The organism is Salmonella sp. 32082101201600294FB01SM01, assembly GCF_017572865.1.
GTDB classification, from domain to species: Bacteria; Pseudomonadota; Gammaproteobacteria; order Enterobacterales; family Enterobacteriaceae; genus Salmonella; species Salmonella enterica.
Map to the genome: position 1 here is coordinate 18,087 of NZ_JAGESB010000006.1, position 25,541 is coordinate 43,627.

At 51.3% G+C, this 25,541-nt stretch carries 27 protein-coding genes and 1 pseudogene; 8 read left to right on the forward strand and 20 right to left on the reverse strand.

From position 1 onward, the window contains the following. Nucleotides 1–50: 50 nt before the first annotated feature. The 14 genes from J4645_RS20135 to yihU all read right to left on the reverse strand — a co-directional run bounded on the left by J4645_RS20135 (nucleotide 51) and on the right by yihU (nucleotide 15,449). Entirely contained in the window at nucleotides 51–785 is a 735-nt protein-coding gene (locus tag J4645_RS20135; RefSeq protein WP_001270597.1) for a Cof-type HAD-IIB family hydrolase, read from the reverse strand. Further along, nucleotides 770–1,648, reverse strand: a complete 879-nt coding sequence (locus J4645_RS20140) for an STM4011 family radical SAM protein (RefSeq protein ID WP_001530741.1) — start codon at nucleotides 1,646–1,648, stop codon at nucleotides 770–772. The genes J4645_RS20135 and J4645_RS20140 overlap by 16 nt, the downstream gene beginning before the upstream one ends. Next, nucleotides 1,645–2,886, reverse strand: coding sequence for an STM4012 family radical SAM protein (locus J4645_RS20145; RefSeq protein ID WP_023214519.1), 1,242 nt, complete (start codon nucleotides 2,884–2,886; stop codon nucleotides 1,645–1,647). Before J4645_RS20145 ends, J4645_RS20140 begins: the two co-directional genes overlap by 4 nt. A gap of 1 nt (nucleotide 2,887) precedes the next feature. Continuing rightward, complete coding sequence (locus tag J4645_RS20150; protein ID WP_023214520.1) at nucleotides 2,888–3,763, reverse strand: STM4013/SEN3800 family hydrolase; 876 nt, start codon at nucleotides 3,761–3,763, stop codon at nucleotides 2,888–2,890. Next, entirely contained in the window at nucleotides 3,756–4,781 is a 1,026-nt protein-coding gene (locus J4645_RS20155; RefSeq protein WP_077906410.1) for an STM4014 family protein, read from the reverse strand. The genes J4645_RS20150 and J4645_RS20155 overlap by 8 nt, the downstream gene beginning before the upstream one ends. A 12-nt stretch (nucleotides 4,782–4,793) precedes the next feature. Continuing rightward, nucleotides 4,794–5,642, reverse strand: a complete 849-nt coding sequence (locus J4645_RS20160) for an STM4015 family protein (RefSeq protein WP_023214522.1) — start codon at nucleotides 5,640–5,642, stop codon at nucleotides 4,794–4,796. Between the two features lie 156 nt (nucleotides 5,643–5,798). Next, nucleotides 5,799–6,491: a porin OmpL gene (gene ompL, locus J4645_RS20165; protein WP_000838828.1), complete on the reverse strand. Its 693-nt coding sequence runs from the start codon at nucleotides 6,489–6,491 to the stop codon at nucleotides 5,799–5,801. A gap of 67 nt (nucleotides 6,492–6,558) precedes the next feature. After that, the gene (locus tag J4645_RS20170; RefSeq protein WP_000064888.1) at nucleotides 6,559–7,980 is read right to left on the reverse strand and encodes an MFS transporter; all 1,422 of its coding nucleotides are present in this window, start codon (nucleotides 7,978–7,980) and stop codon (nucleotides 6,559–6,561) included. A 45-nt stretch (nucleotides 7,981–8,025) separates the two neighbouring features. Next, nucleotides 8,026–9,408 (reverse strand): MFS transporter, encoded by a 1,383-nt coding sequence (locus J4645_RS20175; protein WP_000084245.1) that lies wholly within the window; start codon nucleotides 9,406–9,408, stop codon nucleotides 8,026–8,028. Between the two features lie 45 nt (nucleotides 9,409–9,453). Further along, nucleotides 9,454–11,490, reverse strand: a complete 2,037-nt coding sequence (locus J4645_RS20180; protein ID WP_023214523.1) for an alpha-glucosidase — start codon at nucleotides 11,488–11,490, stop codon at nucleotides 9,454–9,456. 43 nt (nucleotides 11,491–11,533) lie between these two features. Beyond that, nucleotides 11,534–12,391 carry an aldose-1-epimerase gene (locus J4645_RS20185; RefSeq protein WP_023377048.1) on the reverse strand — a complete coding sequence of 286 codons (858 nt, stop codon included), beginning with the start codon at nucleotides 12,389–12,391 and terminating at the stop codon, nucleotides 11,534–11,536. A gap of 3 nt (nucleotides 12,392–12,394) precedes the next feature. Next, the gene (gene yihS, locus J4645_RS20190; RefSeq protein WP_023214525.1) at nucleotides 12,395–13,636 is read right to left on the reverse strand and encodes a sulfoquinovose isomerase; all 1,242 of its coding nucleotides are present in this window, start codon (nucleotides 13,634–13,636) and stop codon (nucleotides 12,395–12,397) included. A 15-nt stretch (nucleotides 13,637–13,651) separates the two neighbouring features. Beyond that, a complete protein-coding gene (yihT, locus tag J4645_RS20195) occupies nucleotides 13,652–14,530 on the reverse strand; it encodes a sulfofructosephosphate aldolase (protein WP_001067413.1) in 879 nt (292 codons plus the stop codon). 22 nt (nucleotides 14,531–14,552) lie between these two features. Continuing rightward, the gene (yihU, locus tag J4645_RS20200; protein ID WP_000268248.1) at nucleotides 14,553–15,449 is read right to left on the reverse strand and encodes a sulfolactaldehyde 3-reductase; all 897 of its coding nucleotides are present in this window, start codon (nucleotides 15,447–15,449) and stop codon (nucleotides 14,553–14,555) included. Nucleotides 15,450–15,613: 164 nt separating this feature from the next. On the opposite strand from yihU, the gene J4645_RS20205 reads away from it, so the two are divergent. The 6 genes from J4645_RS20205 to fabY all read left to right on the forward strand — a co-directional run bounded on the left by J4645_RS20205 (nucleotide 15,614) and on the right by fabY (nucleotide 20,423). Continuing rightward, nucleotides 15,614–16,510 (forward strand): sugar kinase, encoded by an 897-nt coding sequence (locus J4645_RS20205; RefSeq protein ID WP_001520529.1) that lies wholly within the window; start codon nucleotides 15,614–15,616, stop codon nucleotides 16,508–16,510. A 33-nt stretch (nucleotides 16,511–16,543) separates the two neighbouring features. After that, a complete protein-coding gene (locus tag J4645_RS20210) occupies nucleotides 16,544–17,347 on the forward strand; it encodes a DeoR/GlpR family DNA-binding transcription regulator (protein WP_000059693.1) in 804 nt (267 codons plus the stop codon). 190 nt (nucleotides 17,348–17,537) lie between these two features. Then, nucleotides 17,538–18,137 carry a glucose-1-phosphatase gene (yihX, locus tag J4645_RS20215; protein WP_000965698.1) on the forward strand — a complete coding sequence of 200 codons (600 nt, stop codon included), beginning with the start codon at nucleotides 17,538–17,540 and terminating at the stop codon, nucleotides 18,135–18,137. Continuing rightward, nucleotides 18,131–19,003: a virulence factor BrkB family protein gene (locus J4645_RS20220; protein WP_000921423.1), complete on the forward strand. Its 873-nt coding sequence runs from the start codon at nucleotides 18,131–18,133 to the stop codon at nucleotides 19,001–19,003. The genes yihX and J4645_RS20220 overlap by 7 nt, the downstream gene beginning before the upstream one ends. Beyond that, a complete protein-coding gene (gene dtd, locus J4645_RS20225; RefSeq protein ID WP_000560969.1) occupies nucleotides 19,000–19,437 on the forward strand; it encodes a D-aminoacyl-tRNA deacylase in 438 nt (145 codons plus the stop codon). The genes J4645_RS20220 and dtd overlap by 4 nt, the downstream gene beginning before the upstream one ends. 44 nt (nucleotides 19,438–19,481) lie before the next feature. Then, nucleotides 19,482–20,423, forward strand: a complete 942-nt coding sequence (fabY, locus tag J4645_RS20230) for a fatty acid biosynthesis protein FabY (RefSeq protein WP_001518251.1) — start codon at nucleotides 19,482–19,484, stop codon at nucleotides 20,421–20,423. A 14-nt stretch (nucleotides 20,424–20,437) separates the two neighbouring features. Here the strand turns inward: fabY and J4645_RS20235 are convergent, their stop codons facing one another. The 3 genes and pseudogenes from J4645_RS20235 to J4645_RS20245 all read right to left on the reverse strand — a co-directional run bounded on the left by J4645_RS20235 (nucleotide 20,438) and on the right by J4645_RS20245 (nucleotide 22,207). After that, a complete protein-coding gene (locus J4645_RS20235) occupies nucleotides 20,438–20,884 on the reverse strand; it encodes a type II toxin-antitoxin system HigA family antitoxin (RefSeq protein WP_001259011.1) in 447 nt (148 codons plus the stop codon). Next, the gene (locus tag J4645_RS20240) at nucleotides 20,881–21,192 is read right to left on the reverse strand and encodes a type II toxin-antitoxin system HigB family toxin (RefSeq protein WP_000558166.1); all 312 of its coding nucleotides are present in this window, start codon (nucleotides 21,190–21,192) and stop codon (nucleotides 20,881–20,883) included. Before J4645_RS20240 ends, J4645_RS20235 begins: the two co-directional genes overlap by 4 nt. An 85-nt stretch (nucleotides 21,193–21,277) precedes the next feature. Continuing rightward, nucleotides 21,278–22,207: pseudogene (locus tag J4645_RS20245) on the reverse strand (alpha/beta hydrolase). Between the two features lie 217 nt (nucleotides 22,208–22,424). Here J4645_RS20245 and J4645_RS20250 point away from each other — a divergent pair. Continuing rightward, on the forward strand, nucleotides 22,425–22,736 hold the full coding sequence (locus J4645_RS20250) for a cytotoxic translational repressor of toxin-antitoxin stability system (RefSeq protein WP_001159632.1): 312 nt from the start codon (nucleotides 22,425–22,427) through the stop codon (nucleotides 22,734–22,736). Then, complete coding sequence (locus J4645_RS20255; protein WP_000362050.1) at nucleotides 22,737–23,027, forward strand: DNA-binding transcriptional regulator; 291 nt, start codon at nucleotides 22,737–22,739, stop codon at nucleotides 23,025–23,027. 46 nt (nucleotides 23,028–23,073) lie between these two features. Here the strand turns inward: J4645_RS20255 and fdhE are convergent, their stop codons facing one another. Genes fdhE through fdxH form a run of 3 tightly spaced genes read right to left on the reverse strand, consistent with a single transcriptional unit; the run spans nucleotide 23,074 to nucleotide 25,534 of the window. Further along, entirely contained in the window at nucleotides 23,074–24,003 is a 930-nt protein-coding gene (gene fdhE / locus J4645_RS20260; protein ID WP_000027730.1) for a formate dehydrogenase accessory protein FdhE, read from the reverse strand. Beyond that, nucleotides 24,000–24,635 (reverse strand): formate dehydrogenase cytochrome b556 subunit, encoded by a 636-nt coding sequence (gene fdoI / locus J4645_RS20265; RefSeq protein ID WP_000829025.1) that lies wholly within the window; start codon nucleotides 24,633–24,635, stop codon nucleotides 24,000–24,002. Before fdoI ends, fdhE begins: the two co-directional genes overlap by 4 nt. After that, complete coding sequence (gene fdxH, locus J4645_RS20270; RefSeq protein WP_000331360.1) at nucleotides 24,632–25,534, reverse strand: formate dehydrogenase subunit beta; 903 nt, start codon at nucleotides 25,532–25,534, stop codon at nucleotides 24,632–24,634. The genes fdoI and fdxH overlap by 4 nt, the downstream gene beginning before the upstream one ends. Between the last annotated feature and the right edge of the window lie 7 nt (nucleotides 25,535–25,541).

The window sequence follows — 25,541 nt, forward strand, 5'->3', positions numbered from 1 at the left end:
CGTTCTTACGGATAAAAACCCTGCCGAAATGAAAACTCGGCGGGGTTTTTTTATTCACATTGATAAAGGGATAAGGTTGCCAAAAAATCAGCAATCGCTGGCGTATTATGCCGACCAATGACGCTATCCGCATAAACCTTTGCCCGAGCGCTGGCATTCCCCATCGCGACGCCCAATCCGGCTAAACGTAGCATTTCCGCATCGTTATCATTATCGCCAAACGCCATCACTTCACGCATTGCGATATGCTGTTGCTGTGCATATCTGGCGAGGCTTTGTCCTTTGCTACACCCCTTCTGGAGAATATCCAGTTGATGATGCCAGGACCAGGTACAGCTTAGCTGTAATTCATGCTGTATAAACTCAGCAATATTTTGTAGTTGTTTTATGTGCCGATGAACGATGCTGATTTGCCAAATATTCTCCCTACTGCTTAGCTCATCAGCCTGAAAGATTATTTTATCATCAGCACGAATTGTTGGTTTAAGCGGATATACCCGCGCCAGTATTTTTTCCGTTTGTAAGTGCGTCAGCGGCTGCGGATGAAGGATCTGCTGTTGAGCCGGTTGATAAATATAACTTCCGTTACAACAGATCATCGGTTCGGTGAGCGCCAGCGTTTGATAATACGCATAGGCTTCACGATGAGAGCGACCGGTAACAAGCATTATTCGGCAGCCCATGTCCTGCATCTGACGGATAGCGGTTAGCGACTCTGGCAGAATTTGTTTATTACGGTTTAGCAGCGTTCCATCAAGATCAAAAGCGATTAAACGATATCGCATGAGCGCCCGATCCTAAAACAGCGTGAGGCATCCAGATGATTCAGCAATGGAATATCGAGACGGTGCTGATAAGCGAGAAAACAGTGGCATTGTTTTGCCTGGCAGGCGGGAGAATTAAGCCGTTGCTGATATAAATTACCCATTTTAATTTTGCTGATATGACAAGCAAAAAGATCGCCTTCTGCATTCATAAAAATACTTTTTCTTCCTGCGGTACAGATATCCAGCTGCGCTGGCCACTGCTGCGTTTCAATCACATACAGCGGATCGAGTTCGCCGAAGGCGATGGTTTCCTCAACGGTATGCCGGGTATTGGCACACTCGTTGGCGTTAAACCAAAAATAATTCTGGTCAGGCAACTGCTGGCGTAGCCAACGAAACTGGTCGATATCTTTCATACTGGCGACAGCCCCCGCGCACCAGGTTATTCCGGCGGCAGAGAGCGCTAAACACTGCTGGAGAAAGCGCTCAGCGGTAATTTGTGAGGGATGAAAAGAACACCATAACCGAAGCTTTGAGATATCTCCGCCGCCAGCATGAAATGACTCCAGCAATGACATTAACGAAAAAGAGGCGTTAGTTTGTATGCCGACCGCCTGAACATGAGGATAGCGGCTAATTTCTGCCAGCGCCGCCATGTAATAACGCAAGCGTAGCGCCTCGCCATAAGGCGTAATCATCACATTCAACGGCGTACCTAAAAGAGGCAAATGGTCAACCATGCGCCATAGCGCGGCTTCGTCGCGTTTTTTATCGTTGCGGGCGTGTTTATGGAACGGGCAATAGCCGCAATGATAATTACACGATTTAAGGTAGCCGCGATAAAACAGCGTGTGAATATCGCGCAGGGCGGGGATGCTCATCTCTGCCGATTCTCCCGTAGCATCACCTCAGGCGAAACGAACACAGGAGCAAGGCAATCGGATAATGCCATACCGGTCTCCGTTAGCCGGAGGCGACTGCCATTCTGATAACAGTAGCCCTGCCGTATGAAGAGTTCCAGGTCGGGGAAATCCCTTAGCGCATCGCTGGCAAAATATTGCTGATAATCGCTAAGAGAAAGTCCCTGCCAGAAAAATAGATTTTTAATGATAAAGCGGCGTTTCATTTCATCAGGGGGGAGCAGATAACCGTGATTAATGACGGTTTTATCCGCGCTGTCGATAAACGCCTGAATGATTTTTCGTGATGTTTGCAGGTTCGGCGACCACGGCGAACAGTAATGCAGATTGCCAAGATAACTTCTGCCGCCCGCGCCGAGCGCCAGTGAGTTTTCAAATCCGCAGCTTTCCGCCGCGGCGGATGGCGCTGGATTAAGGACGAAACGGCGCATGGACGTTTGGGTGTAGCCCGCGTTGCATAAAAGATCGCGGGCTACAACGTAGTAGCTATGCATATTTTCCTGGCGAGGCATATTATAAAGCGGATAAATAAACAGCTCTTCCGGTTGATAAATGAGCGCCTGATGTAACGATTCCGTCAGGCTTGCGTGAGTCTGGCCGGGAATGCCGTAAATAATATCAATATTGAGTGATGGAAAATGACCCGCCTTTAGCCACTCCAGCGCCTGGTGCGCGCTGGCGGCATTGTGGCGGCGATGCAGCGTATGTAACTCGCTATCATGAAAACTTTGTACGCCAATACTGACGCGATTAACGGAAAAGGCGTTTAATAGCGCTACTTTTTCTGCTGTGGTATCCGTAGGGGAAGTTTCAATTGTTTTATAAATATTCCAGTCAACATTGAGCACCTCAAAGACGGAAAAAAATAACTTTTCTAATTGCGCAATGTTTAATAGCAGAGGCGTGCCGCCGCCTACGGTAAAGCTTGCCCAGTGGACGGGCGCCAGCGCCATTTGTCGGCCCTGGGTAATAATCGCATCGATATAGCTATCAATGAACGTATTATCTGCGCCTGTGCAGGTAAATAAATTACAGAACCCGCAGCGACTTTGACAAAAGGGCATATGAGCATACAGATGTGTGTCGTGCTCGTAAATGCGCGGTTTTACTTCGCTAAAGCTGACGTTCTCCAGCTCCCGATAAGCCGTCTTATGCGGATAACTGTACATATACTGACGATAAATATCATTGTTATTCATATTAATGATTACAGCTCAGCAAGAAATGCATATAGGGAACGGTATTAACGATCGGATGGTTAAAACTATGGAAATATTTCCCGTCTTCGCCATAGCAGGTACCGTGATCGGAACAGACAATAACGAACGTTTCGCCGCCGGTTTGGCGGAAAATGTTCAGTAATCCGTCGATGCGGGCGTCGATATAGCGTAGCGCGGCGGCATGGGTCTCAACGGTATCGCCAGGGGCCGCGCCCTCCACGTAAAAATGGTTAGGATAATGAATCGTATCGATATTGATATACATCATGACCGGTTGGCTGCCAGCACGCTCGGCCATGATTTTCTGGATATAATGGATCTGGTTATCCATACTTTCTTTAACCGTACAGGCAAAGCGTGGATACCAGTAACTCTCTTTAAACATCGACGGGAACACTTTTCCCATGCCGGAGCGGTTATTAAAGAAAGAGACGCCGCCAATACAGATGGTCTGGTAGCCTTTATTTTCCAGACTTTTTATCCATGTTGCGTCATCAAAGGCAAATGCATTTTTCGGCCCTTTACGACCAAGTCCGATATCTTTTGGGAAAAACAGCATGGTCTGATTAACGGTATCATCAATAGGTTTTGGCATAAAACCTGAAAACATGGCGTGATGCGAAGGCCAGGTAAAATTACCGGCCGCTTCGCATTTCGTCCATTGTCCATAATGATTAAGGTTGGGCGTATTTCCGGCGGTTTGTTCCTGAAGCGCAATGTCGTAGCGTAACGAGTCCAGCACAATAAAAAGAATATGAGCGTTATTACTAATTAGCGCATTCATATCGAATTCGCCATCGCCTGTGTCAATCGACGCGTGCAGCGAGACGGGGACTTCATCCATTGAATTATACATTTTGCTTCCTCATGGCCCGGATTTGCGCCTGATAAATTAGATTATTCTGCTGCGCATCCTGATAAATCAAATCACCCTGGCCATTAATTTCAATAATATACGGCGTCAGGCTGGTGGTAAGTAAAACATCAATACCCGCTAAGCGAATGCCAGGGAAAAGTCGCATGGCATTTTGACAGAGCGTATCGATCTCAGTCACTTTTGCGGCAGATAACTCCAGACTTTCGAAGCAGTAAGCCTGGTTTTGCAGATGTAAGTTAGTAATGGGCTGCGAGGAGGTTCTGACCACTCGCCAGATAATTTCGCCATCCAGACAGACGATACGTAAATCATAGGTTTTATGCTTTACGCTGGCTTTGGGCAGCCACTGTTCGACGAGGTTTTCCTGCTGAAGAACGCCATCAATAATGAGCTGGATATCTTCTTTTTGACGATACTGTTGGATTTTTTTGCTGTTAAATAGCTGTTGTCCTGATATGGCAACTGCGCTGTAAAGCACCTGCTTTATGCCATCAGGATGGCGGCGCAAAGCGATAACGCCCGCCGCGCCAGAACCCAGCGAGGGTTTAATGAACACGCTGGCGACCCTTTTTTCCTCCATGATGGCGGTGAGATGTGCAAAACTTTTTACGTCTTCCGCTACCAACGGCGGCGTGGGGATGCCGTGTTCCAGTAAGCGCCGCTTGCAGCGTTTTTTATCCAACAGGTGAATGAGGCCCGCCGGATGGTTAAGCCATGTGACGCCAGGACGCGCCGCCATGTTCTGCAAAAAATGGATATAGTCCAGGCCGATCGCGTTTATTTTGCGGATGTCAGTTTCACTGTGTACTGGCGGGTCGATTTTAACGATGCCAGAGGTCAGCGAAGCGTCCAGCGCGTGCGGATGAGTCAGCGCCGTGACGGATTCCCCAAGTACGGCGGCAGCCTGCATAAAATAATGCGTGCGCTTGCTCTGACGGGGGCCAATGAGCGTAATCACAATAAATCCCTTTATCGGTGAGTAGGGGAATGTGCACATTCCCCAACACAATCACTCGGTGTACATCGCATTCATATAAATATCGCCATCGTAATCTTCAGGCTCCAGAGCTTCTGAAAGATTCAGGTTTATCGGCAGTGTGGCTTTTAGCTTTTCCTGCATCTCCGGCGTCAAATAGTGGTGGTGGAGATCGAGTGTTTCCAGATGCGCAATTCGGTCTTTATGCTCCAGCAGCGCCTCTGCGCCGTTGTCCGTTAAGGTACCGCATGAGAGTTCCAGCACGTTAAGCTGCGGCAGGATATTACTTTCCAGCACCCGGCGGACGATACCATCCTGCTCTTCGCTATTCATCAACCCCAGATGGGTGAGCTGAGGGAAAAGATCTTTCGATGCCAGCGCCATCACGTCATCCAGCGAACCGTCAAAACCGTATTCCTCTACGCCCAGGAAGAGCTTCAGCGTTTTTAATGCAGGGAGCTGCGCATTTTGTAGTTCGGCAAGCACGTTAGAAGGGATGCCGCCGGAAATGATTTCCAGGTGCTCCAGTTTCTCATGATGTATAGCACCCAGTCGTAGATCCGACGCGCCTTTAATGATCAGTTCTTTCAGATTGGGTAACGCCGCATAGAGCCTGGAATAGTCACCTTGTTTAATCCAGGAGATCTCGCAGTCTTCGCTCTCCATATCACCGATAAACAGTGATTCCAGGTGAGTAAAGCGGGAGGCGTTCTCCACAATCATATCAATAATAGGCTGGCAGGTTTCGTCTTCCCAACAATCACCCCAGTTACCAATGGTCAGCGAGCGAAGCTTTGGCAGATCTTCATCGGTTAAAATTAAATTAATGAGCTGTTCCTGGGTTAATTCATTGTCCCAATCAATATTAAATCGCTTATTCATTTGTTTCCCTTCTCTATAAGCATAAATATGGTAAAACGCTTTGCGAATATTATCATGGCGCTTAGAGGAGGGATATCGGGAGTCTGATTCAGGATGAATGAGCGGGCAGAACAACTACCCGCTGTGATGCAGATTCGGAAAATAGAGGCGATAATATCAGAAGAAATACTTCGCCCCGATACGAATCTGGTTTTGCTCTCTATGGTAGGGGCCCACGTTACGATCTAACCAGCGTAATTCAAAGTAGGGCAGCCAGTGTTCATTGATACGATAACGGAAGGTGTTAGTGATTTCCCAATGATGCTTCGTACCATTACTACTATTAAAATCATTAACGTTATAAAAATAGTGTGGTTCAAAGGTATAAGAAAATTTATCGGTAATGATAAAATTCCAATAGTTACCGATTTCATAGCTGTCATTATTATCCAGTTCGCCATTCAAATCGGTTGAACTATAATTATTGTGATTATATCGGTTACGTACCGTAAGATTAAACCACGGGGTAAATTTATAGTTAACATCCAGATAGACGGCGCCGCCGGAACCAATGCTTTTGTCGTTTATTAACCCGCCTGGCTGGATGGTTAATTTATCTGTAGGTTTAAATAACGGATACCAGCCCTCAATCTCATTATAACCATGCTTTAATTCATCATCACGCTGTAGCGTATAGGTATTGGTCAACATAATTCCGGCCCCCATATCGGAGTTATAGCCGACGCGCAGCATAAACTCCATTTGGTCAGACGCCAGGTTATAGGCCTCACGGTTTTCTACATAAGCGCCAGCAAAAACAGAGGTGGATATTACTGAAGTTAATATCACTAGAGTATTCAGAGATTTCATAATAAATCCATTTTTCAAATATAGGGAAGCCGCCATCCATCGGGATGGATAAAGCGGCAAGCGTCGTTTAATTATTTACAGTAGAAATACTTTGTTTATTATTAGTCGCGACAATTTGATTACCTGTTTTCTTTCGTTGGGCAATTTCCTCGATAATAAAAGCGAAACGTTGTTCATTGAGCTTATAAAAAAAGCCCATCGTTAGTGCTGCGATAATGGCAAGACCGCAAGGCCATAAAAAAATGAGCTGACGCAAACCAAGCAACGTGGTGTCACTTTGAGCTATGTTGGGGATATAACCGATTTGCGTCAGCATAATACCTGGCAAAAAGCCAGCAAGCGCAGCGGAAATTTTGCGGGAAAAGGTATAACCCGTATACACCGAGCCTTCAGCGCGAATACCCGTTTTCCATTCACCGTAGTCAACCGTATCCGGAACCAGCGCCCAGTTCAGGCTGTTGACGAAAGCGGTACCGAAGAAGGCGATACAAGAGAAAATAACAAACAGGAATGACGTTCCACCCCAGATAAAATTCAGGATATCGCCAACGGCCCACAATATCAGACCACCAAGATAAACCTGTTTTTTCCCGAAGCGTTTTACCGCAGCAGGTACTAATAAAACACCAATCAGGATACAGCCCATGCTGAAAAAACCCATCCATGACAACAAATGAATATCGTTCAGCACGTACTGAGTGTAATAAACCTGAATGGCCAGCTTGATATTAAAGGCGGCCAGCGTGCACAAATTGGCAACGCAGAGCACCAGCAGCGGCGGATTACGAAAAATCGCGCAGAAGGACTTCAATATGCTGGGTTTATGCGTGTCAGGTACGGTTTCGATATACCGTTCTTTCACCCCGCTAAAGCACCACCACATGCTGAACAGCCCGCAGACCGAAAAAATGACTGCTGCAATCAGATAACCCAGCGAAGGGGAACGGGTAAACAGCGCCTGAATGGGCATAAAACCTACGGTACAAAGAAGAAGGCCAATGGTAGCGCCGCCTTGTCGCCATGCGGCGAGCTGGGCCCGCTCATGCGGATTTTTGGTAATAGCGGGTACCATCGCGCCGTATGAGCAGTTCATCAGGCTGTAGAACAAACCGAACAACATAAACAGCACCGTCGCGAAGGCTGTTTTAACGGGTAAAGTAAAGTGAGTGGCAAAGAATTGCGCAGTAGCAACCAGAGCCACCGGAAATGACGCATACAGAATAAAAGGCCGAAACTTTCCTTTTGCGCCAATATTACGGCGTGAATCCAGCAATACGCCGGTGAGCATATCGGTAAAAGCAGTGAAGAATTTCGCCACCAGAAAGATAATTCCACCGTAATATGCAGGCATCCCGAGTTCATCGGTATAAAACTTCAGTAGATACAGCGTACCGATACACAGCATCAGATTTGAGCCGAAATCGCCCACGCCATAGGCGCATTTTTCCCGCAGGCTCAACTTTAGCGTTAGCGGATCATGATTAGACATAATCGCCTCTCAAAACGCCCCGCAGGGCGTTATATTTTATTGTTGTTAAACCGTATGTTTCCGGGCCTCAATCTCTTCCACAATTCGCACGTACATCTTCTCGTTGAGGTTGTAGAAACAGCCCATCGCAATAATGGTGATGACCGCCAGCACGCAAGGATAAATAAAGATCAACTGGCGTAGGCCTTCGACGGTGCCTGCCGATTGCACCACATTCGGGATATAACCGATTTGCGTCAGCATCCAGCCGGGGAAGAACCCTGCCAGCGCCTGGGAGACCTTACGGAAGAACGTGAAGCCGGTGTAAACCGTCCCTTCCGAGCGGACGCCGGTGCGCCATTCACCGTACTCCACCGTGTCGGAAACCAGCGCCCAGTTCAGGCTGTTGACGAAGGCGGAACCGAAGAACGCCAGGCAGGAGAAGGCGACAAAACTGACCGAGCCGCCGCCAAAGAAGTAGTTGAGCAGATCGCCCGCCACCCATATTAACAGCCCGCCGATATAGACTTTCTTCTTGCCAAAACGCCTTACTGCGCCGGGCATCAAAAAGACGCCGATAAAAATACAGCCCATGCTAAAGAAGCCCATCCAGGAGAGGAGGATCGGGTCGTTAAGAACGTACTGGGTGTAATAAACCTGAATCGCCAGTTTGACGTTGAAGGCGCCGAGAGTACAAAGGTTGGCGATACACAGAATAAACAGCGGACGGTTACCGGCGATGGCGCGGAACGACTGCAATAATCCGGGCTTTTGCGCGTTATCGACAGGTTTCACTTCGACGTAGCGCTCTTTAACGCCGGCGTAGCACAGCCACATAAATAGCAGGCCAAACAATGAAAATAGCGTGGCGGCGAAAATATAGCTGAGCTGGGCATTGCCTTCGATCAGGTTCATGACCGGCACAAAGCCAACGGTACACAGCAGCAGGCCGAGAGTGGCGCCGCCCTGACGCCACGCGGCAAGCGAGGCGCGTTCATCCGGGTTCTTGGTAATCGCGGGCACCATCGCGCCATACGAGCAGTTCATCATGCTGAAAACCAGCCCGTACAGCATAAACAGTATCGTTGCGACGACGGTTTTTCCCGTCACCTCAAACGGTGTGCCGACAAAGTTAGCAATCGCCAGTAGCGTTACTGGAAATGCCGCGTAAAGCACGAACGGGCGGAATTTGCCCTTCGGACCAATTTTACGCCGCGAGTCGAGCATAATGCCGGTACCCATATCGGTAAATGCGGTGAAAAATTTGGCGATCAGGAAAATGATCCCGCCGTAAGTCCCTGGTAAACCCAGCACATCGGTATAAAATTTGAGTAAATAGAGGGTCCCGATATCTAACAGGATATTGGAACCTAAATCCCCCAGTCCATAGGCAAGTTTTTCTTTAAACGGCAAGCGTAGGGTTGCCGGATTCGATGATGTTTGACTCATTATTCTTCTCCATCTGCCCGCAGGTTTCCCTGCGGGCGAGCCGTATTAGATATTCCGTAAAGAAGCAAAAAGTAAAGCCCACTCGCTCTTCGCGCGATAGAAGACTGGCGGCTTGCCAATGGGCGCATCCACGGTAATTTCACCGCCGTGGTGAGCTTCGCCGGTCCAGATATTCACCCAGTGATCTTCCGGCAGATACAGCGTCCAGTCGCAACGCCCCTGCTCGTGAACCGGCGCGACCAGCAGATCCTGACCGAGCAGATATTGATATTTCAGGGTGTAGGTTGTGGCATCGTTCTCGTAGTGCAGGAATAGCGGACGCATGACCGGCAGACCGGTAGCCGCGTTTTGCGCCACCGCCTGCTTGAGATACGGTTTCAGCGTGGTAAAGACGGTGGTCATACGGGCAAAGTGGGCAATAGTTTCCGCGTCGCCGTCGAACTGCCAGTTATCGCCGGGGCGGTTGCCTTCATGGGTGCGCATCATCGGCGTAAAGGCGCTGAAATCGCACCAGCGCAGCAGCAACTCTTTGCTGCGTTTCATGTCAAACAGGGTGGTGTAGCCGCCGATATCGCTGTGATGCAGACCGTGGCCGGTCATCGCCAGCGACAATGCCGCAGGCACTACCGAGGCCAGACCATCATCAAGGCTCCAGTCAACGTTCTGGTCGCCTGCCCACATCATGGTGGAATATTTCTGACTGCCGGTGTAACCCGCACGCATAAAGAACAGGATCTCGCCGAGTTTGCCGGTCTCCTGTAGCGCTTCGTAGTTACATTTCGCCCACAGCGCAGGCCAGGCGTTATGCATGATCTCGGCGCTGACGCCGTTGTGCAGATACGTGTCGGTCGGCAGATATTCGCCGAAATCCGCCATCCAGCCGCTGCAGCCGAGCGCGATCATGTTCTTTTTGATGACGTCTTTGAACCAGTCGTAAGCTTCAGGATTGGTCAGATCGACCACGCCGCCATAGAATTCGCCAAACTCGACCAGATAGTCGCCGCCCGTGGCGTTTTTCGCCAGATAGCCGTGTTTCGCCGCCTCAGCGCAGAGGTCTTTATCACTGGCGACGTATGGGTTGATATAAGAGAGGAACTGGACGCCTTCTTCTTTCCACTGTTTGATCCGGCTATCCAGCTGTGGATAGTTGTCGCTATTCCACTTCCAGTTCCACATCACGCGCTTGCCAAAGGAGGTCATGCGGATACCGGACCAGTCCTGCGCCCAAATACCGTTCACTTTTACGCCTGCGTTGCGCATGGTATCCAGTTTTTGCTGGCAAACTTCCGTACCGCCCTGAATGCCTAGCGTGACGCCGTCGTAAACCCAGTCCGGCAGCTCCGGCTGGCGGCCTAACAGCGCAGTCAGTTTTTCCAGCAGGGCGATGTAGGTGTCGGCACACTCAAAACGTAGCGTAGTTTTATCTTCCCACAGCGCCAGTTCGTGATACTCCGGCGCGCTGAAGTCGAAATTCATATAGCAGCTATTATCGACGTGGCAGTAATACTTCTGCGTGCTGACAAAGGTCGGTTGCGGGAAGAAGGTCCAGTAATAGTCGCCGCCGGCGTTCTCTTTACAGTCTGCCTGCCAGGTGACATAGCTGGTTTTATTACGGCCAACGCCCTGTTCGCTGGTCCACAGCGGGAACGGCTTGCCGCGCAAATCGAAATAAGAGAACTGTTCGCCGCAGCCGTAGATATGGTCGTCTGGATTAGCTGCGAGGCGTAACCAGATACGGTTATGGTGCAGGTCGTCGTTTTGCAGATCCAGCTTCAGGCGTCCCGCCTCATCGGCGGAGATGCGAAGGGTGGCGCTAATTGTTGCGCCACGGCTGAATTGTACCAGCCAGCCGTCGGGTAGCTCGCTGACCGTGGCCTCCGTTAATGCAATCTTCTCGTTAAGTTTGTCTTTGATGCTGAAGTTGCCGCGGAACATATCAATGTCGGCAACGCCCGCGCCAATCCACAGACAGGGGTTTTCGGCGCTGTGGCGTAAAATCAGGCGCTGCTGCCAGTTAAGCGCAAAACCATCCTGTGATGTTGTCAGTTCAAAATCGGTTGACCGTTGTGGTAGAGAATTCATTGTAATCTCCGTGAATGTAGGGTAATTCGGTAATCCATTTGGGCTAGTCACAGCCGATGGAAAAATGCAGTTGATGGATCGCTTTTGGGGCAAGATGAATCAGTGCGATCCCGGAATTAAATGCATCGGGTGGGCAGCTCATAGGCTCTACCGCGAGACCTTTTCGGCTGAGTTTTTCGCCGGTATAGATCTGTAGCCAGGGTTGGTTGCTGCGTAAAAATGTAGACATGTTCTGCGTTGAGCTGGTAAGTCTGACCTCCCACTCAGCCGGGGTAGTCGCGGTCTTAACCGCATGATCAAGGCGCGTTTCGCCGAGCAGGCATGATGCGGAAAAATCCCTGCCTGCGGGCAATTCTTCGCTTGCAGGCAGTGTTAATACACAGCTATCGATGCTTTGTAGATTACAAGTCAAATAAGGATGTGCGCCCGCGCCATAAGGGGCTGATTCATCGCCAATGTTTTGCGTACGAATCAATACGCGCAGCCCACTGGCGGCATCTAACCGATAAATTACTTCCGATATCAACGCAAAGGGATAGCCGTAAGAGGGCGGCAGAAAAATCGTTAGCGACGCTTCCGTCGCCGACTGATAATTAATCTGCCAGTCTCGCCAGGCTAACAGACCGTGAATGGCGGTCTGCGAAACCGGGTCGTTAACGGCAAGCTGGAAAACCTTGCCGTTATAGGAGTAGCAGCCATTTGTCACGCGATTGGGCCAGGGAATCAATACTTTCCCCAGATGCGCCATGGGTATTTCTTCCGGTTTATGCGGGATGACCACATGGCGTCCATGATGGGTCAGTTCCGCCAGACCTGCGCCAACCGTGACGATTTTCGCCTGGTAATGGCCCGCATTAAGCTGAATAGTTTTTCCACCGCTGTGCATGGCTGCCATCCTCATGACCTATTTCGCGTTGATATCCAGGAGACCCGCCGCGACCGCTGGAGCCAGGCCTGGCGCCAGTGGCAGACGAGGAATGACCAGGCAGTGCAGCAGATGGTAAATATCTTGCTTGCCGTCCCACACTTTGGTGGTCACTTTGTTATCGGCGTCCAGCTCTTGCCACCAGGAACCATTTTCATAGTCCATCAGGTACTTAATGCAGTAGTCCCACCATTTCTGATACCACTCTTCATACTGGCTATCGCCCGTCAGGGTGTAGAGGGCGTAGGCCGTACCCATCGCTTCCACAATCGGCCAGCGCACGCGTTCACATACGATAGGTTTACCGTCCCAGTCGACTGAGTAGACAAAGCCGTCTGCGCCATCTGGCGCCCAGGCGTCGCGGATAGTGGCATGGAACAGACCTTTCGCATCCTCCAGCAGCCAGGCGGGTGGCGTTTCGAAGCGGGCTTCCAGCGCAGCATGGAGATGGAGCATCAGACGGCCCCACTCAATCCAGTGGCCTGGCGTACCGCCGTAGGCGCGGAAACGGTGGGCAGGATTATCTTTGTTGTAGTCGCGGATAGGGTTCCACTGTGAATCGAAGTGCTCATTGACGCGGTAATCACCGTTGCGCGCCACATCATGAATAATTACCGACGCGATACGCAGTGCGCGATCCAGCCATTTTTTGTCATGGGTAACGTCATAAACAATCAGGAACGCTTCGACGGCGTGCATATTGGCGTTGCCGCCACGGTAGTCTTCGGTTTTGCTAAAGGCTTCATCCCAGGACTCCAGGCACATCTGCTCTTCTTCACTCCAGAAGTATTTCTCAATCACTTCTATGGTGTAATCCAGCAATTTCCTGGCTTCAGGATGCCCGGTCGTGACGGCGCTGGCCGCGCCCAGCAAGGCGAAGAAGTGTTGATAACCCTGTTTAGAGGCATCTACCACGCCCTGATCATTAACGCAGGCATACCAGCCGCCGTATTTTTTGTCGCGCAGCGCGCCGTTCATGGCTTTGATACCGTGATCGACCAGATCATAAGCGCCCGGTCGGCCCATCGACGCCGCCACGGAATAAACGTGCAGCATACGCGCCGTGATCCAAAGATGGGTGCCCATCTCTTCTTTAATTTGCCCTTTATTTCCCAGCCAGCCGAAGCCTGTCGGCACCACGGCGTTTTTACCGAAATTAAAGATGCGGTCGGTTTCCTGCTCCAGCCAGCGGTTGTGGCTCAACGTGTTAAACCATTTCATTCTTTCATCCTCGTATTAACGACGTTTTGCCATCATTTCATCGACGATCTCGCCCAGACGTTGCAATTTAGGCGCGGAAACATCACGTAGCATCAGCTCGGTATCCGGTAAACCAATCACTGATGACCAGACCGCGCGTCCCGCCAGGAACCCGGATGCGCCAGCTTCCATGGCGACCCTGACCGCGCGAGGGAACAGTTTTTCGTCCACACCGGAAGAGAGGATGACCCACGGCATATTGATATGCCCATTCAGGCGTTGTGAGGCGGTAAGAAGATCGGAACGCGCGCCTTTGCCGTAGAGCGGCATTTCAACTTTGTAAAGATCGGCGCCGCTGTCGCCCAGCTCTTTGGCCGCATCGATAATCGCCTGCTCGCGATCGAACTTGTCGCCGCAGCGCGGCGGGCGTACAACCGGTTCGATAATGCTCAGCAAACCATTGGAGTGACATAATTCATTGAATTCTTTGACCATATCCAGACGCTGCTGCGCGTCTTCGTCGCTGCGCCACAGCACCAACAGTTTTAAGGCTTTCGCGCCATCCCGTTTTACCGCCTGCGCATTAATTTTTTTATCAATGACAACGTTATCAACGGGAATACCGTTGCCCGGGATGAAATCATCCGCCGCGACGATCATGGCGCAGCTTTTAGCGACCGCGTTTTGTTCTACGGCCTGGCGATAACAGAACTGCTGATCCAGCAGAACGGCAGAGGCATACGGGGAAAGAATTTTCGCCGCATTCACTTTGAAATCCGTCAGCACGCTATCGGCAACGGGTGTTTTCGCACCAGCAGCAGCAAACATTAAACGCATCGCCTCGCGCTGATCGACAGCCAGCATGGCAAACCCGCCGGACGCTCGCGTAATGTCTTTGATGGTGTAGTTGTTCATTCAATTTTCCTTTATACAGTCGTTACTTTTTTACGTTGGCGGTCAGCCCGGCGCTGATGCGCACCTGTTCCAGGATGGCGCTCCAGTCTTCCCGACCGCGGCCTGCGGCCCGCGCCAGGTTATAAACTTCCCGGGAGGCGGCACCGAGCGGCATCGGTACGTGCAGTTGATTGGCGACATCCAACGCGATGCCAAGATCTTTGTGCGCCAGATCGATCATGAAGGCGGGAGACAGATCCCCTTTCATCACTTTATTCGGCCAGGTGGTGGTGAAATGCCCTTTGCCTGCGGCAGTGCCGCTCATCACTTTTAAAGCCACGTCGAAGGAAAGCCCCAGCGCTTCACACAGCACGGCGGCTTCGGCGGAGAGCGCATTTAGCGCAATACTCATGTAGTTGTTGATCAGTTTTACGCGAATACCCATTCCCGGGCCGCCGGTGTTGACCAGCTCATTACCCATCGCCATCAGAACAGGGGTAGCGCGCTCTACTTGCTCCGCCGTACCGCCTGCCAGCAGCAACAATGTGCCGGTAATCGCGTTGTCGGATGTCCGGCCTACCGGCACATCCATCATGCTGAACCCTTTGCTCTGCATGTCGGCAATCAGCTTATCGGTTTGCAACGGATGAATAGTGGACATATCAATGACCAGCGCTTCACGGGAAAGGGTTTCACAAACGCCTTGCTCGCCAAACAAAACGGAACGAACCAGATCGCCGTTCGGGAGCATGGTGATAACAAATTCAGCGCCGATGGTTGCCTGAGCCGGGCTGCTTGCAGGTTGCGCGCCTTTGTCTACCAGACGCTGTACGGCGTCGGGATTAACATCGAAGACGCTGAGTTGATGGCCCTGCTTTAGCAGATTGCTCGCCATAGGAGAGCCCATCTGTCCCAACCCGATAAATGCTATAACTGCCATATCGTTCTCCTGAACACGGTGGTGTCATTTTTTGTCATTAATGAGCCTTTTTCTGTCTGTTTGTGATCGTATTTGTAATTTATAGTCAAAAAATTGACAGCCGTCACTTTTTAAACATTTCGTGAAATTAAAATGAGCACATCGAAAATGCTTGAGGAATGACCATGGTTCGTATTGCTTGTGTAGGTATTACCGTGATGGATCGCATCTATTACGTGGAAGGATTACCGACAGAAGGGGGTAAATATGTGGCGAAGCGCTATACGGAAGTGGGCGGCGGGCCTGCGGCGACCGCTGCCGTGGCTGCGGCGAAATTGGGCGCGCAGGTGGACTTTATTGGCCGTGTGGGCGATGACGACACCGGAAACAGCCTGCTGGCGGAACTGGAATCCCTGGGGGTAAATACCCGTTATACCCGCCGCTACACGCAGGCCATGTCGTCGCAGTCAGCGATTATGGTGGATGCCAAAGGAGAGCGGATTATCGTTAATTATCCCAGCCCGGATTTATTACCTGACGCCGACTGGCTTAACGACATCGATTTTTCGCAGTGGGATGTGGTGTTGGCGGATGTGCGCTGGCATGACGGCGCAAAACAGGCGTTTACGCTGGCGCGTCAGGCTGGCGTCATGACTGTTCTTGATGGCGATATTACGCCGCAGGATATTAGCGAGCTGGTGGCGTTAAGCGACCACGCCGCCTTCTCCGAGCCAGGGCTGGCACGCCTGACGGGGATGAGCGAAGCCATTGATGCGCTAAAAAAAGCACAAATGCTCACAAATGGACATGTCTATGTCACGCGAGGCAGCGAAGGCTGCAACTGGTTGGAAAAAGCGGCGGTGCGCCACCAACCGGGTTTTACCGTGGAGGTGGTGGATACTACCGGCGCGGGTGATGTTTTTCATGGCGCACTGGCATTTGGCCTGGCAAGCGGATACGCCATCGAAGAGGCTGTCAGATTCGCCAGCGGCGTTGCCGCGCTGAAGTGTACGCGCCCGGGTGGCCGGGCGGGTATCCCTGATTGTGAGCAAACCCGATCTTTCTTGTCACTTTTTGTATAATATGAGCAGTAGGAAGCTTTTAGAGGAATGCTCATGAGTCTTACCGAACTGACCGGTAATCCGCGACACGATCGGCTGTTAATGCTTATTGATGAGCGCGGCTATATGAATATCGATGAGTTAGCCAGTTTGTTGGAGGTCTCTACCCAGACGGTTCGCCGCGATATTCGTAAATTAAGCGAGCAGGGGCTGATTACGCGTCATCACGGCGGCGCCGGCAGAGCGTCCAGTGTGGTCAATACCGCCTTTGAGCAGCGAGAGGTCTCCTGGACGCAAGAGAAAAAAGCCATTGCGGAAGCCGTGGCTGACTATATTCCGGATGGCTCCACGATATTTATCACGATTGGAACGACGGTTGAGCAGGTGGCGCGCGCGCTGCTCAACCATAATCATCTGCGCATTATCACCAATAGCCTGCGCGTCGCGCACATTCTTTATAATAACCCTCGTTTTGAAGTGATGGTGCCTGGCGGCACGCTGCGCCCGCATAATAGCGGCATTATCGGGCCATCCGCGGCGGCGTTTGTGGCGGGGTTCCGGGCGGATTATCTCGTCACCAGTGTAGGCGCGATAGAGAGCGATGGCGCGTTACTGGAGTTTGATGTCAACGAAGCCAGCGTAGTGAAAACCATGATGGCCCACTCGCGACATATTTTGCTGGCCGCCGATCATACGAAATACCATGCTTCTGCGGCGGTTGAGATCGGCAATGTGTCACAGATTACCGCTCTGTTTACGGACGAGTATCCCGGTCCGGCATTACAGAATTTACTTCAATCCCAGCAAATCGAAGTGGTTCAGGTGAGTCCTTCGCTGGACGACGCCGTTTCAGCGTGACAAGCGTCCTTGCGCTGGAGGGGCGCGTCAGCGCTTTATCCGGCCAATAAAACGGCGCTGTGATGCAGGCGATATTGAACATCGTCTGCGTTTCTATTGTCTTTTTGTTAATTGATTTATAAAGGGATACATAGTCAAACTTCTCCTTTCCCGCTACAGTTATTCATCCCCGGTTAGCAAGGAGAATGACATGCTCTACATCTTTGATTTAGGTAATGTGATTGTCGACATCGACTTTAACCGCGTATTAGGTGTGTGGAGCGATCTGAGTCGAGTACCGCTGGCTTCGCTGAAGCAAAAATTTACGATGGGCGAGACTTTTCACCAACATGAACGCGGTGAGATAACGGACGAAGCGTTTGCTGAAGCTTTCTGTCATGAAATGGCGTTATCGCTCAGTTATGAACAATTTGCGCACGGCTGGCAGGCGGTATTTGTCGGATTACGGCCCGAAGTGATTGCTATCATGCATAAACTGCGCGAGCAGGGGCATCGCGTGGTGGTGCTATCCAATACTAACCGACTGCATACCCACTTCTGGCCGGAGGAATACCCGGAGGTGCGCGCTGCCGCCGACCATATCTATTTATCGCAGAATTTGGGAATGCGTAAGCCGGAAGCGCGTATTTATCAGCACGTCCTGCAGAAAGAAGGTTTTTCCGCTGCCGATGCGGTCTTTTTCGACGACAATGCCGATAATATAGAAGGGGCCAACCAGTTGGGGATCACCAGCATTCTGGTGAAGGATAAAGCCACCATCCCTGACTATTTCGCGAAGCTGTTATGCTAAAAACCGTTCACCAAAAAGCTGGACGCCATACGCGCCCTGTTCGGGCCTGGCTCAAGCTATTATGGCAGCGTATCGATGAGGATAATATGACGACTCTGGCGGGAAACCTCGCCTATGTCTCATTACTCTCCTTAGTACCGCTTATTGCCGTCGTTTTTGCCCTTTTCGCTGCTTTTCCGATGTTTTCTGATGTCAGCATTCAGTTACGCCATTTTATTTTTGCTAACTTTATGCCAGCCACCGGAGACGTGATTCAGCGCTATATTGAGCAGTTTGTCGCTAATTCCAACAAAATGACGGCGGTGGGCGCCTGTGGACTGATTGTGACGGCATTGCTGTTGATGTACGCCATTGATAGCGCCTTAAACACTATCTGGCGCAGCAAACGCACACGGCCAAAAGTGTACTCTTTTGCGGTGTACTGGATGATCCTCACGCTCGGCCCGCTTCTCGCTGGCGCCAGCCTGGCGATCAGCTCCTACCTGCTTTCTTTACGCTGGGCCAGCGATCTGAATACGGTCATCGACAATGTATTGCGCATCCTTCCGCTGCTGCTCTCGTGGATCTCATTCTGGTTACTTTACAGTATTGTCCCAACAACTCGCGTACCGAACCGTGACGCCCTTGTCGGCGCGTTTGTCGCAGCGTTGCTGTTCGAGGCCGGAAAGAAAGGTTTCGCGCTTTATATCACCATGTTCCCGTCATATCAGCTCATTTATGGCGTACTGGCAGTGATCCCAATCCTGTTTGTCTGGGTATACTGGACCTGGTGTATAGTCTTGCTTGGCGCAGAAATAACTGTCACTCTCGGGGAATACCGAAAACTCAAACAAGCCGCAGAACAAGAAGAAGCTGACCAACCATGATTGCATTAATTCAACGCGTAACCCGTGCCAGCGTCACCGTGGAGGACGAGGTGACGGGTGAAATCGGCCCAGGACTTTTGGTGTTATTGGGTGTCGAAAAAGAAGATGACGAACAAAAAGCGAATCGTCTGTGCGAGCGCGTGCTGGGATACCGTATCTTCAGCGATGCTGACGGCAAGATGAATCTGAATGTACAACAGGCTGGCGGCAGCGTGCTGGTGGTGTCGCAGTTTACGCTGGCGGCAGATACCGAGCGCGGTATGCGACCAAGCTTTTCCGGCGGGGCTGCGCCGGATCGCGCGCAGGCGCTTTATGAATATTTTGTCGAACGCTGCCGCCAGCAGGCGATAAACACGCAAACCGGACGCTTCGCTGCCGATATGCAGGTTGAGCTGGTTAATGACGGTCCCGTGACATTCTGGCTCCAGGTATGAGTCAGCTTCCGGCGTGGCCGCGGATAACAAGAGAGAGTACGGCTATGTATCACCTTCGAGTTCCGCAAACAGAAGAAGAATTAGAACGTTACTACCAGTTTCGCTGGGAGATGCTGCGTAAACCGCTGCACCAGCCGAAAGGGTCGGAACGGGATGGCTGGGATGCGTTGGCGCACCATCAAATGGTGGTGGACGAAGAAGGAAACTTAGTTGCAGTGGGCCGCCTGTATATCAATGCAGATAACGAGGCGTCTATCCGTTTTATGGCTGTACATCCCTCGGTACAGGATAAAGGGCTGGGGACATTAATGGCGATGACTCTGGAGTCTGTCGCCCGCCAGGAAGGCGTGAAGCGTGTAACCTGTAGCGCACGTGAAGATGCGGTTGAGTTCTTTGCCAAACTCGGATTTGTCAATCAAGGGGAGATTACTACGCCCACAACTACGCCAATCCGCCATTTTCTGATGATTAAACCGGTAGCATCGCTGGATGATATCCTGCATCGCGGCGACTGGTGCGGGCAGCTTCAGCAGGCCTGGTATGAGCACATTCCATTGAGCGAAAAGATGGGGGTGCGCATTCAGCAGTACACCGGGCAAAAATTTATTACCACGATGCCGGAAACCGGTAATCAAAATCCGCATCACACGGTGTTTGCCGGCAGCCTGTTCTCCCTGGCGACGCTGACCGGATGGGGACTTATCTGGCTGATGCTCCGTGAACGTCACCTGGGCGGGACGATTATTCTTGCTGACGCCCATATTCGCTACAGTAAACCGATTAGCGGAAAGCCAAACGCCGTGGCTGATTTGGGCTCGCTAAGCGGTGATTTGGACAGGCTGGCGCGGGGTAAAAAAGCGCGTGTCCAGCTGCAGGTTGAACTGTTGGGCGGCGAGACCGCCGGAGCAATTTTCGAAGGCATTTATATCGTACTACCTGCGAAACCGTTCGGCCCGTATGAAGAGGGCGGGAATGAGGAAGAGTAGCTGGACATATCCAACTACTCGATGAAGGCATCCGCTGGTAGTTTAAAGCGTTGTGTAAGCGCTTTAATATGATTAACCGTTAGTGCTCTGCGGCCATTTAAGATGTTGCTGACGTTCGATTTAGAACCAAGTTCGTTGGCAAGATCTGCTGCTTTGAGACCGTATTGATCCATGAGCGTTCGCAATACTGAAACGCCAGGGGGCGTTTTCTCCAGGTGTTGGTTGAGTGCTTTGAATTCCGGCGCATGTTTTTCGTATTCACTGATTCGGGCACAGAGCAATTCAAATAGTGGGTTTTCAAGATCGTCGTGGTCGACCAGAAACTCCACTAGCGCTAGTGCCCTGCGATACTCATTGTCATTTCGGTCTTCCCCCATCAGTGGGACGGTTTTTACCGCATCGCTGAAGGTATCAACGATCTTTTTTGCGCTGGTTGCATCCATCTGGCGATGAGTTCTCATTCTTTATTACCCCGATAATATGCGGTCAGTTTGTCATATTCGGCATGGGAAACGATATGTTTCACAAATATCTTATGTAACCTGAAATCTATGTAGGAAATGAGTCTCAGGCTGTTACCAGAAACATCAATCACCCACCATTTATCTCTGTACTTAAAATTATCCAGTGAAGGAATATACCGCTTCATCTCTTCAGGCTGAGTGAATGTTTTTTTCTCAAGAACATTCAGCAACTCAGTGAGGGCAAGCTCATGGTTTGGATACATGAGCATCGCTTCATTGAACGGTTTTCGGCTGATAACATGCACAATGTAGTTCCATTACAAAGTTTTCAACCTGAAAACAATTTAGCGCAACGTTATCCAGTTTTCAAGTTGAAAACAAAATTGAATTTTAGGTCATTTTGCCTGTTGATGGACTTACAACACGCCAGGCCACATCTCGCATGGCGCTTCGTGCCGCCTGGCTCACGCCTCCGAGCTGGAAAAAACCGTGGATAACGCCGAGATAGCGCTGGCAAGTACATTCCACACCCTGGTCGTTCAGACGGTGATATAGCGCTTCGCCTTCATCACGCAGTGGGTCGAACTCTGCGGTGAGGATATGCACCGGCGGTAAACCGGCAAAATCTTCACGCCATATCGGACTGGCTTCCGGGTGGCGGAGGTCGGTATCCTAGAGATACATTTCGAAACCCGATAACAGCGTATCGCGGGTGATGATGTAGTCTTGCCCGTTGCTGGCATAGCTGGGGAAACTGGCAGTAGCGTCAAGCATCGGGTAGATCAACAGCAGCTTCGCCGGAGACCAGTGGGCGGTGGATTTCAGGCGTAGCGCGCTGACCAATGCCAAGTGCCCGCCTGCGCTGTCGCCAGCAAGCGTGATACGTTCACGATCGATGCCTAACTGCTCCGCGTATTGATGGACGATATTGGCCCCGCGTTCAGCGTCGTCATGAGCCGCAGGGAAGGTGTGTTCTGGCGCAAGACGATACTGAATGGCAATCACCTTACAGCCGCTTTTCCAGGCCAGTTGCCGTAGCTGGGGGTCATGAGTCAGAAAGCCGCCGCTAACAAAACAGCCGCCGTGATAGTAGAGGATACAGGGTAGAGAACCGGATGCGTTTGGCGGCGAAACGACGCGAAATGTCATCCCTTCCAGCACGATATCTTCCGAACTCACCCGAATTTCTTTCTCACCCGCCAGCGACGTGCTGGCAATATAACCCGCTCTCCGGTCATCAATATTCTGCTCTCGTGAAGGGGGGCGGCCCGCAGCGATAAACCCGGCGACCAGTTCGGCAATTCCTTTTTCCAGTGGCATATAAGGCTCCTTAAGCTGTATGTATGTACAGTTTATAACCTGATTTGTTGGGGATGGAAAGTGGTGAAATGAGGGGATAATGATTCTGGATAGAGGTTCGCAAAAAATGGAATGCGGTTGGCGCTGGGTTTTTAATTTTTGTACTGTGAAATGATGATGCTATACGCCATTGACGTATAGATTATTTTCACTACTATAAGCCAATGGCGTATGGAATATGCAATTTATAGAAACGGAACTCTTTACTGAAGATGTTAAAAAACTGCTCGATGATGATGAATACCATAAGCTTCAGGTTTTTATGGCTCAGCATCCAGATTGTGGTGATGTCATTCAGGAAACGGGCGGCCTGAGAAAAATGCGCTGGGGATCGCGAGGCAAAGGAAAGCGTAGTGGCGTGCGAATTATCTATTTTCACCGTAGTCAACGGTATGAGATTCGCTTGCTTCTGATTTATCAAAAAGGCATTAAAGATGATCTCACGCCGCAGGAAAAAGCGGTACTTCGTATGCTGAATGAGAGGTGGTAGATGGATAAAGTGTTATTTGAGCGATTAACTCAAAGTATGTCTCAAATGAATGAAATCATTGAAGGGACCCGTGAGCCTTCTCGTACCTTTCATATTGATGCAATGAAGATTAAAGAAATACGGCAGGCATCTGGGTTGTCGCAATCTAAGTTTGCAGAACTGATTTCGGTCAACGTGGATACGCTGCGCAACTGGGAGCAAGGAAGACGTTCACCGACAGGGCCAGCCAAAGCGTTACTTCGCGCCATTGCCAACGACCCGAGAAACGTTATACAAGCATTGCGTTATTGAGCAATGATCCGGCTAACGTAGATTGCTAGCCGGTATACCAGAGAACTTATTCCCCTTCCCCCGGGAACAGGAACGGGTTGATGGAACTGCGGGCGAAGCCCTCCTGTTCCATGCGCGCGTCCAGCACCAGCGAGGCGAGGTCGTCGGCCACTGCTTCTACTTTCGGGTCTTTTTCCTGATACAGAATCTTCAGGTAAGTCCCGCAATCGCCGCAGCTTTCGGCTTTCACCGCAGCCTGCTCATTTTCCAGCGACCAGTAGTGTAAGTCGCGGCTCTGTTCGCAGTTACTGCATTTTACGCGCACGACGTGCCATTCGGTTTCGCACAGGTTACAGTGCAGATAACGCAGCCCCTGCGTGGTGCCGATTTGCACCATGCTGGAGACCGGCATCGAACCGCACACCGGGCAATACTGGCGCGCTTCACCGTATTCCGCGCGGGCTTTGCCTGGAATCAAGCTGGCCATTTGCGCCCAGTAAAGGGAGAGCGCGGCCCAAATAAATGGGGCTTTATCGCTGCTGACGGAGGCAAAATCCGAGGCAAACAGCGCGCTGGCCATCTGCTCCAGCTCCTGCTCTGAGGCTTTCTCCAGGTTCTCAATCACCGCCAGCGCGGGGCCGCTCATCTCGGGTTTTAGCTCGGCAATTAACGAATGCAGCAGTTTTTGCCAGTGCTTATCACGCGGCAGCACGTGGATATCCAGCGGCGGCTTGCCCTGGTCGTTCGCTTCTTTAATACGTGCGGTCAGATCCATCTCCAGCGGATGGTCGTACAGCACCACTTCCTGTGCGTGCGCGATAAGCGCGGCAAAGCGCAGGTAATCGCCCAGCGGGTTATTTTCAGCCAGCTCGCGCAGACGTTCGGCGCGGCGGTTGTAGACGTTTTTGAGTCGGGGGAACAATAACGGCGGAATCATATCCGCCGTACGTTTCTCGCTCGACCCCAGCTCATCTTGCGGGATTATGCGAATACTCATTCAGTTTCTTTTTCCGTTGTCTTGCGGACTTCTCGGTACCAGCGCGGGTGATGTTTCTTCGCCCACGACCGGGTTACCCAGCCTTCCACCATCGCGGTAATGGTGCCTTTCACCCAAAGGGCGGCGTAGATATGCACCATGATAACCACAATTAACGCTACTGCGGCAAAAGAATGCAACATTAACGCGAATCGGATCACCGGGATTGAGAAAGCAGGCGCAAAGTACGGACGCCAGATAATTACCCCGCTCACCAGCAGCAGCACCAGGAAGATAATCGCCGCCCAGAATACGCATTTCTGACCGAAGTTATAACGCCCTGTGTCACCCACTTCCTCGTTGACGACGATCTTACGAATATTCTTCGCCCAAAAGATATCATCCCGATTGATTAGATTGTGGTGCCAATAACGGAAAAACATGATGATGAACGAGGCAAACATAACCACGCCCACAAACGGGTGCAGAATTCGCGCCAGTTGTGGGGTGCCCAGGATATGCATCAACCAGTTGAAGGATGGGAATAAAAAGCCCAGCCCGCTCACCGCCGCCAGCACGAAGCAGAAGGCGACGATCCAGTGGTTGATGCGTTCCGGCGCCGTATAGCGCACGATGGTGTCACGTCGTTTCATTTGCGCACCTCGTCTTTCTCTTCATGCAGGTTGTCATCTTCCTCTTCCGCGCGGTTCGGACCGACGCCGACATAGTGGAAGACGCTGGCGGCAAAGGTCGCGGCAAAACCGAACGCGGCGAGCGGTTTCCAGACGCCTTTCCAGAACTTAACGGTTTCGCTGATTTCCGGGTTTTCCGGCAGACCGTGATACAGATTCGGCTTGTCGGCATGATGCAGCACGTACATGACATGCGTACCGCCTACGCCCGCCGGATCGTACAGACCCGCGTTGTCATAACCACGGGTTTTCAGCTCGGCCACGCGCTCGCCCGCCAGCGTTTTCATCGCCTCTTTGGAGCCAAAGTGGATAGCGCCGGTTGGACAGGTCTTCACGCAGGCCGGTTCTTGCCCCACGGTCACGCGGTCGACGCACAGCGTACATTTATAGACGCGGTTGTCTTCCGGGTTGAGGCGCGGCACGTTGAACGGGCAGCCAGCGATACAGTAGCCGCAGCCGATACATTGCTCGGACTGGAAGTCGACAATACCGTTAGCGTACTGAATGATCGCCCCTTCCGCCGGACAGGCCTTCAGGCAGCCGGGATCGGCGCAGTGCATACAGCCATCCTTACGGATCAGCCACTCCAGTTTGTCGTTCTGTTCCACTTCCGAGAAGCGCATCACCGTCCAGGATTTCGCGGTTAAGTCCGCCGGGTTGTCATACACCCCGACGTTATTGCCCACTTCATCACGGATGTCGTTCCACTCGGAGCACGCCACCTGACACGCTTTACAGCCGATACAGGTGGTGACGTCGATGAGTTTCGCCACCTCTTCCTGGTGGTCCCGCGCCTGGGGCGCGGGGGTGAAACCGTTAGTGGCGGAACGACGAATGATGTCTTGCGATTGATAAGCCATAGGTCGT

Bases quoted from the DNA above. Each gene is read 5' to 3' on its own strand.
- J4645_RS20135 (WP_001270597.1), bottom strand. From the start codon at position 785: ATGCGATATCGTTTAATCGCTTTTGATCTTGATGGAACGCTGCTAAAC.
- J4645_RS20140 (WP_001530741.1), bottom strand. From the start codon at position 1,648: ATGAGCATCCCCGCCCTGCGCGATATTCACACGCTGTTTTATCGCGGC.
- J4645_RS20145 (WP_023214519.1), bottom strand. From the start codon at position 2,886: ATGAATAACAATGATATTTATCGTCAGTATATGTACAGTTATCCGCAT.
- J4645_RS20150 (WP_023214520.1), bottom strand. From the start codon at position 3,763: ATGTATAATTCAATGGATGAAGTCCCCGTCTCGCTGCACGCGTCGATT.
- J4645_RS20155 (WP_077906410.1), bottom strand. From the start codon at position 4,781: ATGTGCACATTCCCCTACTCACCGATAAAGGGATTTATTGTGATTACG.
- J4645_RS20160 (WP_023214522.1), bottom strand. From the start codon at position 5,642: ATGAATAAGCGATTTAATATTGATTGGGACAATGAATTAACCCAGGAA.
- ompL (WP_000838828.1), bottom strand. From the start codon at position 6,491: ATGAAATCTCTGAATACTCTAGTGATATTAACTTCAGTAATATCCACC.
- J4645_RS20170 (WP_000064888.1), bottom strand. From the start codon at position 7,980: ATGTCTAATCATGATCCGCTAACGCTAAAGTTGAGCCTGCGGGAAAAA.
- J4645_RS20175 (WP_000084245.1), bottom strand. From the start codon at position 9,408: ATGAGTCAAACATCATCGAATCCGGCAACCCTACGCTTGCCGTTTAAA.
- J4645_RS20180 (WP_023214523.1), bottom strand. From the start codon at position 11,490: ATGAATTCTCTACCACAACGGTCAACCGATTTTGAACTGACAACATCA.
- J4645_RS20185 (WP_023377048.1), bottom strand. From the start codon at position 12,391: ATGAGGATGGCAGCCATGCACAGCGGTGGAAAAACTATTCAGCTTAAT.
- yihS (WP_023214525.1), bottom strand. From the start codon at position 13,636: ATGAAATGGTTTAACACGTTGAGCCACAACCGCTGGCTGGAGCAGGAA.
- yihT (WP_001067413.1), bottom strand. From the start codon at position 14,530: ATGAACAACTACACCATCAAAGACATTACGCGAGCGTCCGGCGGGTTT.
- yihU (WP_000268248.1), bottom strand. From the start codon at position 15,449: ATGGCAGTTATAGCATTTATCGGGTTGGGACAGATGGGCTCTCCTATG.
- J4645_RS20205 (WP_001520529.1), top strand. From the start codon at position 15,614: ATGGTTCGTATTGCTTGTGTAGGTATTACCGTGATGGATCGCATCTAT.
- J4645_RS20210 (WP_000059693.1), top strand. From the start codon at position 16,544: ATGAGTCTTACCGAACTGACCGGTAATCCGCGACACGATCGGCTGTTA.
- yihX (WP_000965698.1), top strand. From the start codon at position 17,538: ATGCTCTACATCTTTGATTTAGGTAATGTGATTGTCGACATCGACTTT.
- J4645_RS20220 (WP_000921423.1), top strand. From the start codon at position 18,131: ATGCTAAAAACCGTTCACCAAAAAGCTGGACGCCATACGCGCCCTGTT.
- dtd (WP_000560969.1), top strand. From the start codon at position 19,000: ATGATTGCATTAATTCAACGCGTAACCCGTGCCAGCGTCACCGTGGAG.
- fabY (WP_001518251.1), top strand. From the start codon at position 19,482: ATGTATCACCTTCGAGTTCCGCAAACAGAAGAAGAATTAGAACGTTAC.
- J4645_RS20235 (WP_001259011.1), bottom strand. From the start codon at position 20,884: ATGAGAACTCATCGCCAGATGGATGCAACCAGCGCAAAAAAGATCGTT.
- J4645_RS20250 (WP_001159632.1), top strand. From the start codon at position 22,425: ATGCAATTTATAGAAACGGAACTCTTTACTGAAGATGTTAAAAAACTG.
- J4645_RS20255 (WP_000362050.1), top strand. From the start codon at position 22,737: ATGGATAAAGTGTTATTTGAGCGATTAACTCAAAGTATGTCTCAAATG.
- fdhE (WP_000027730.1), bottom strand. From the start codon at position 24,003: ATGAGTATTCGCATAATCCCGCAAGATGAGCTGGGGTCGAGCGAGAAA.
- fdoI (WP_000829025.1), bottom strand. From the start codon at position 24,635: ATGAAACGACGTGACACCATCGTGCGCTATACGGCGCCGGAACGCATC.
- fdxH (WP_000331360.1), bottom strand. From the start codon at position 25,534: ATGGCTTATCAATCGCAAGACATCATTCGTCGTTCCGCCACTAACGGT.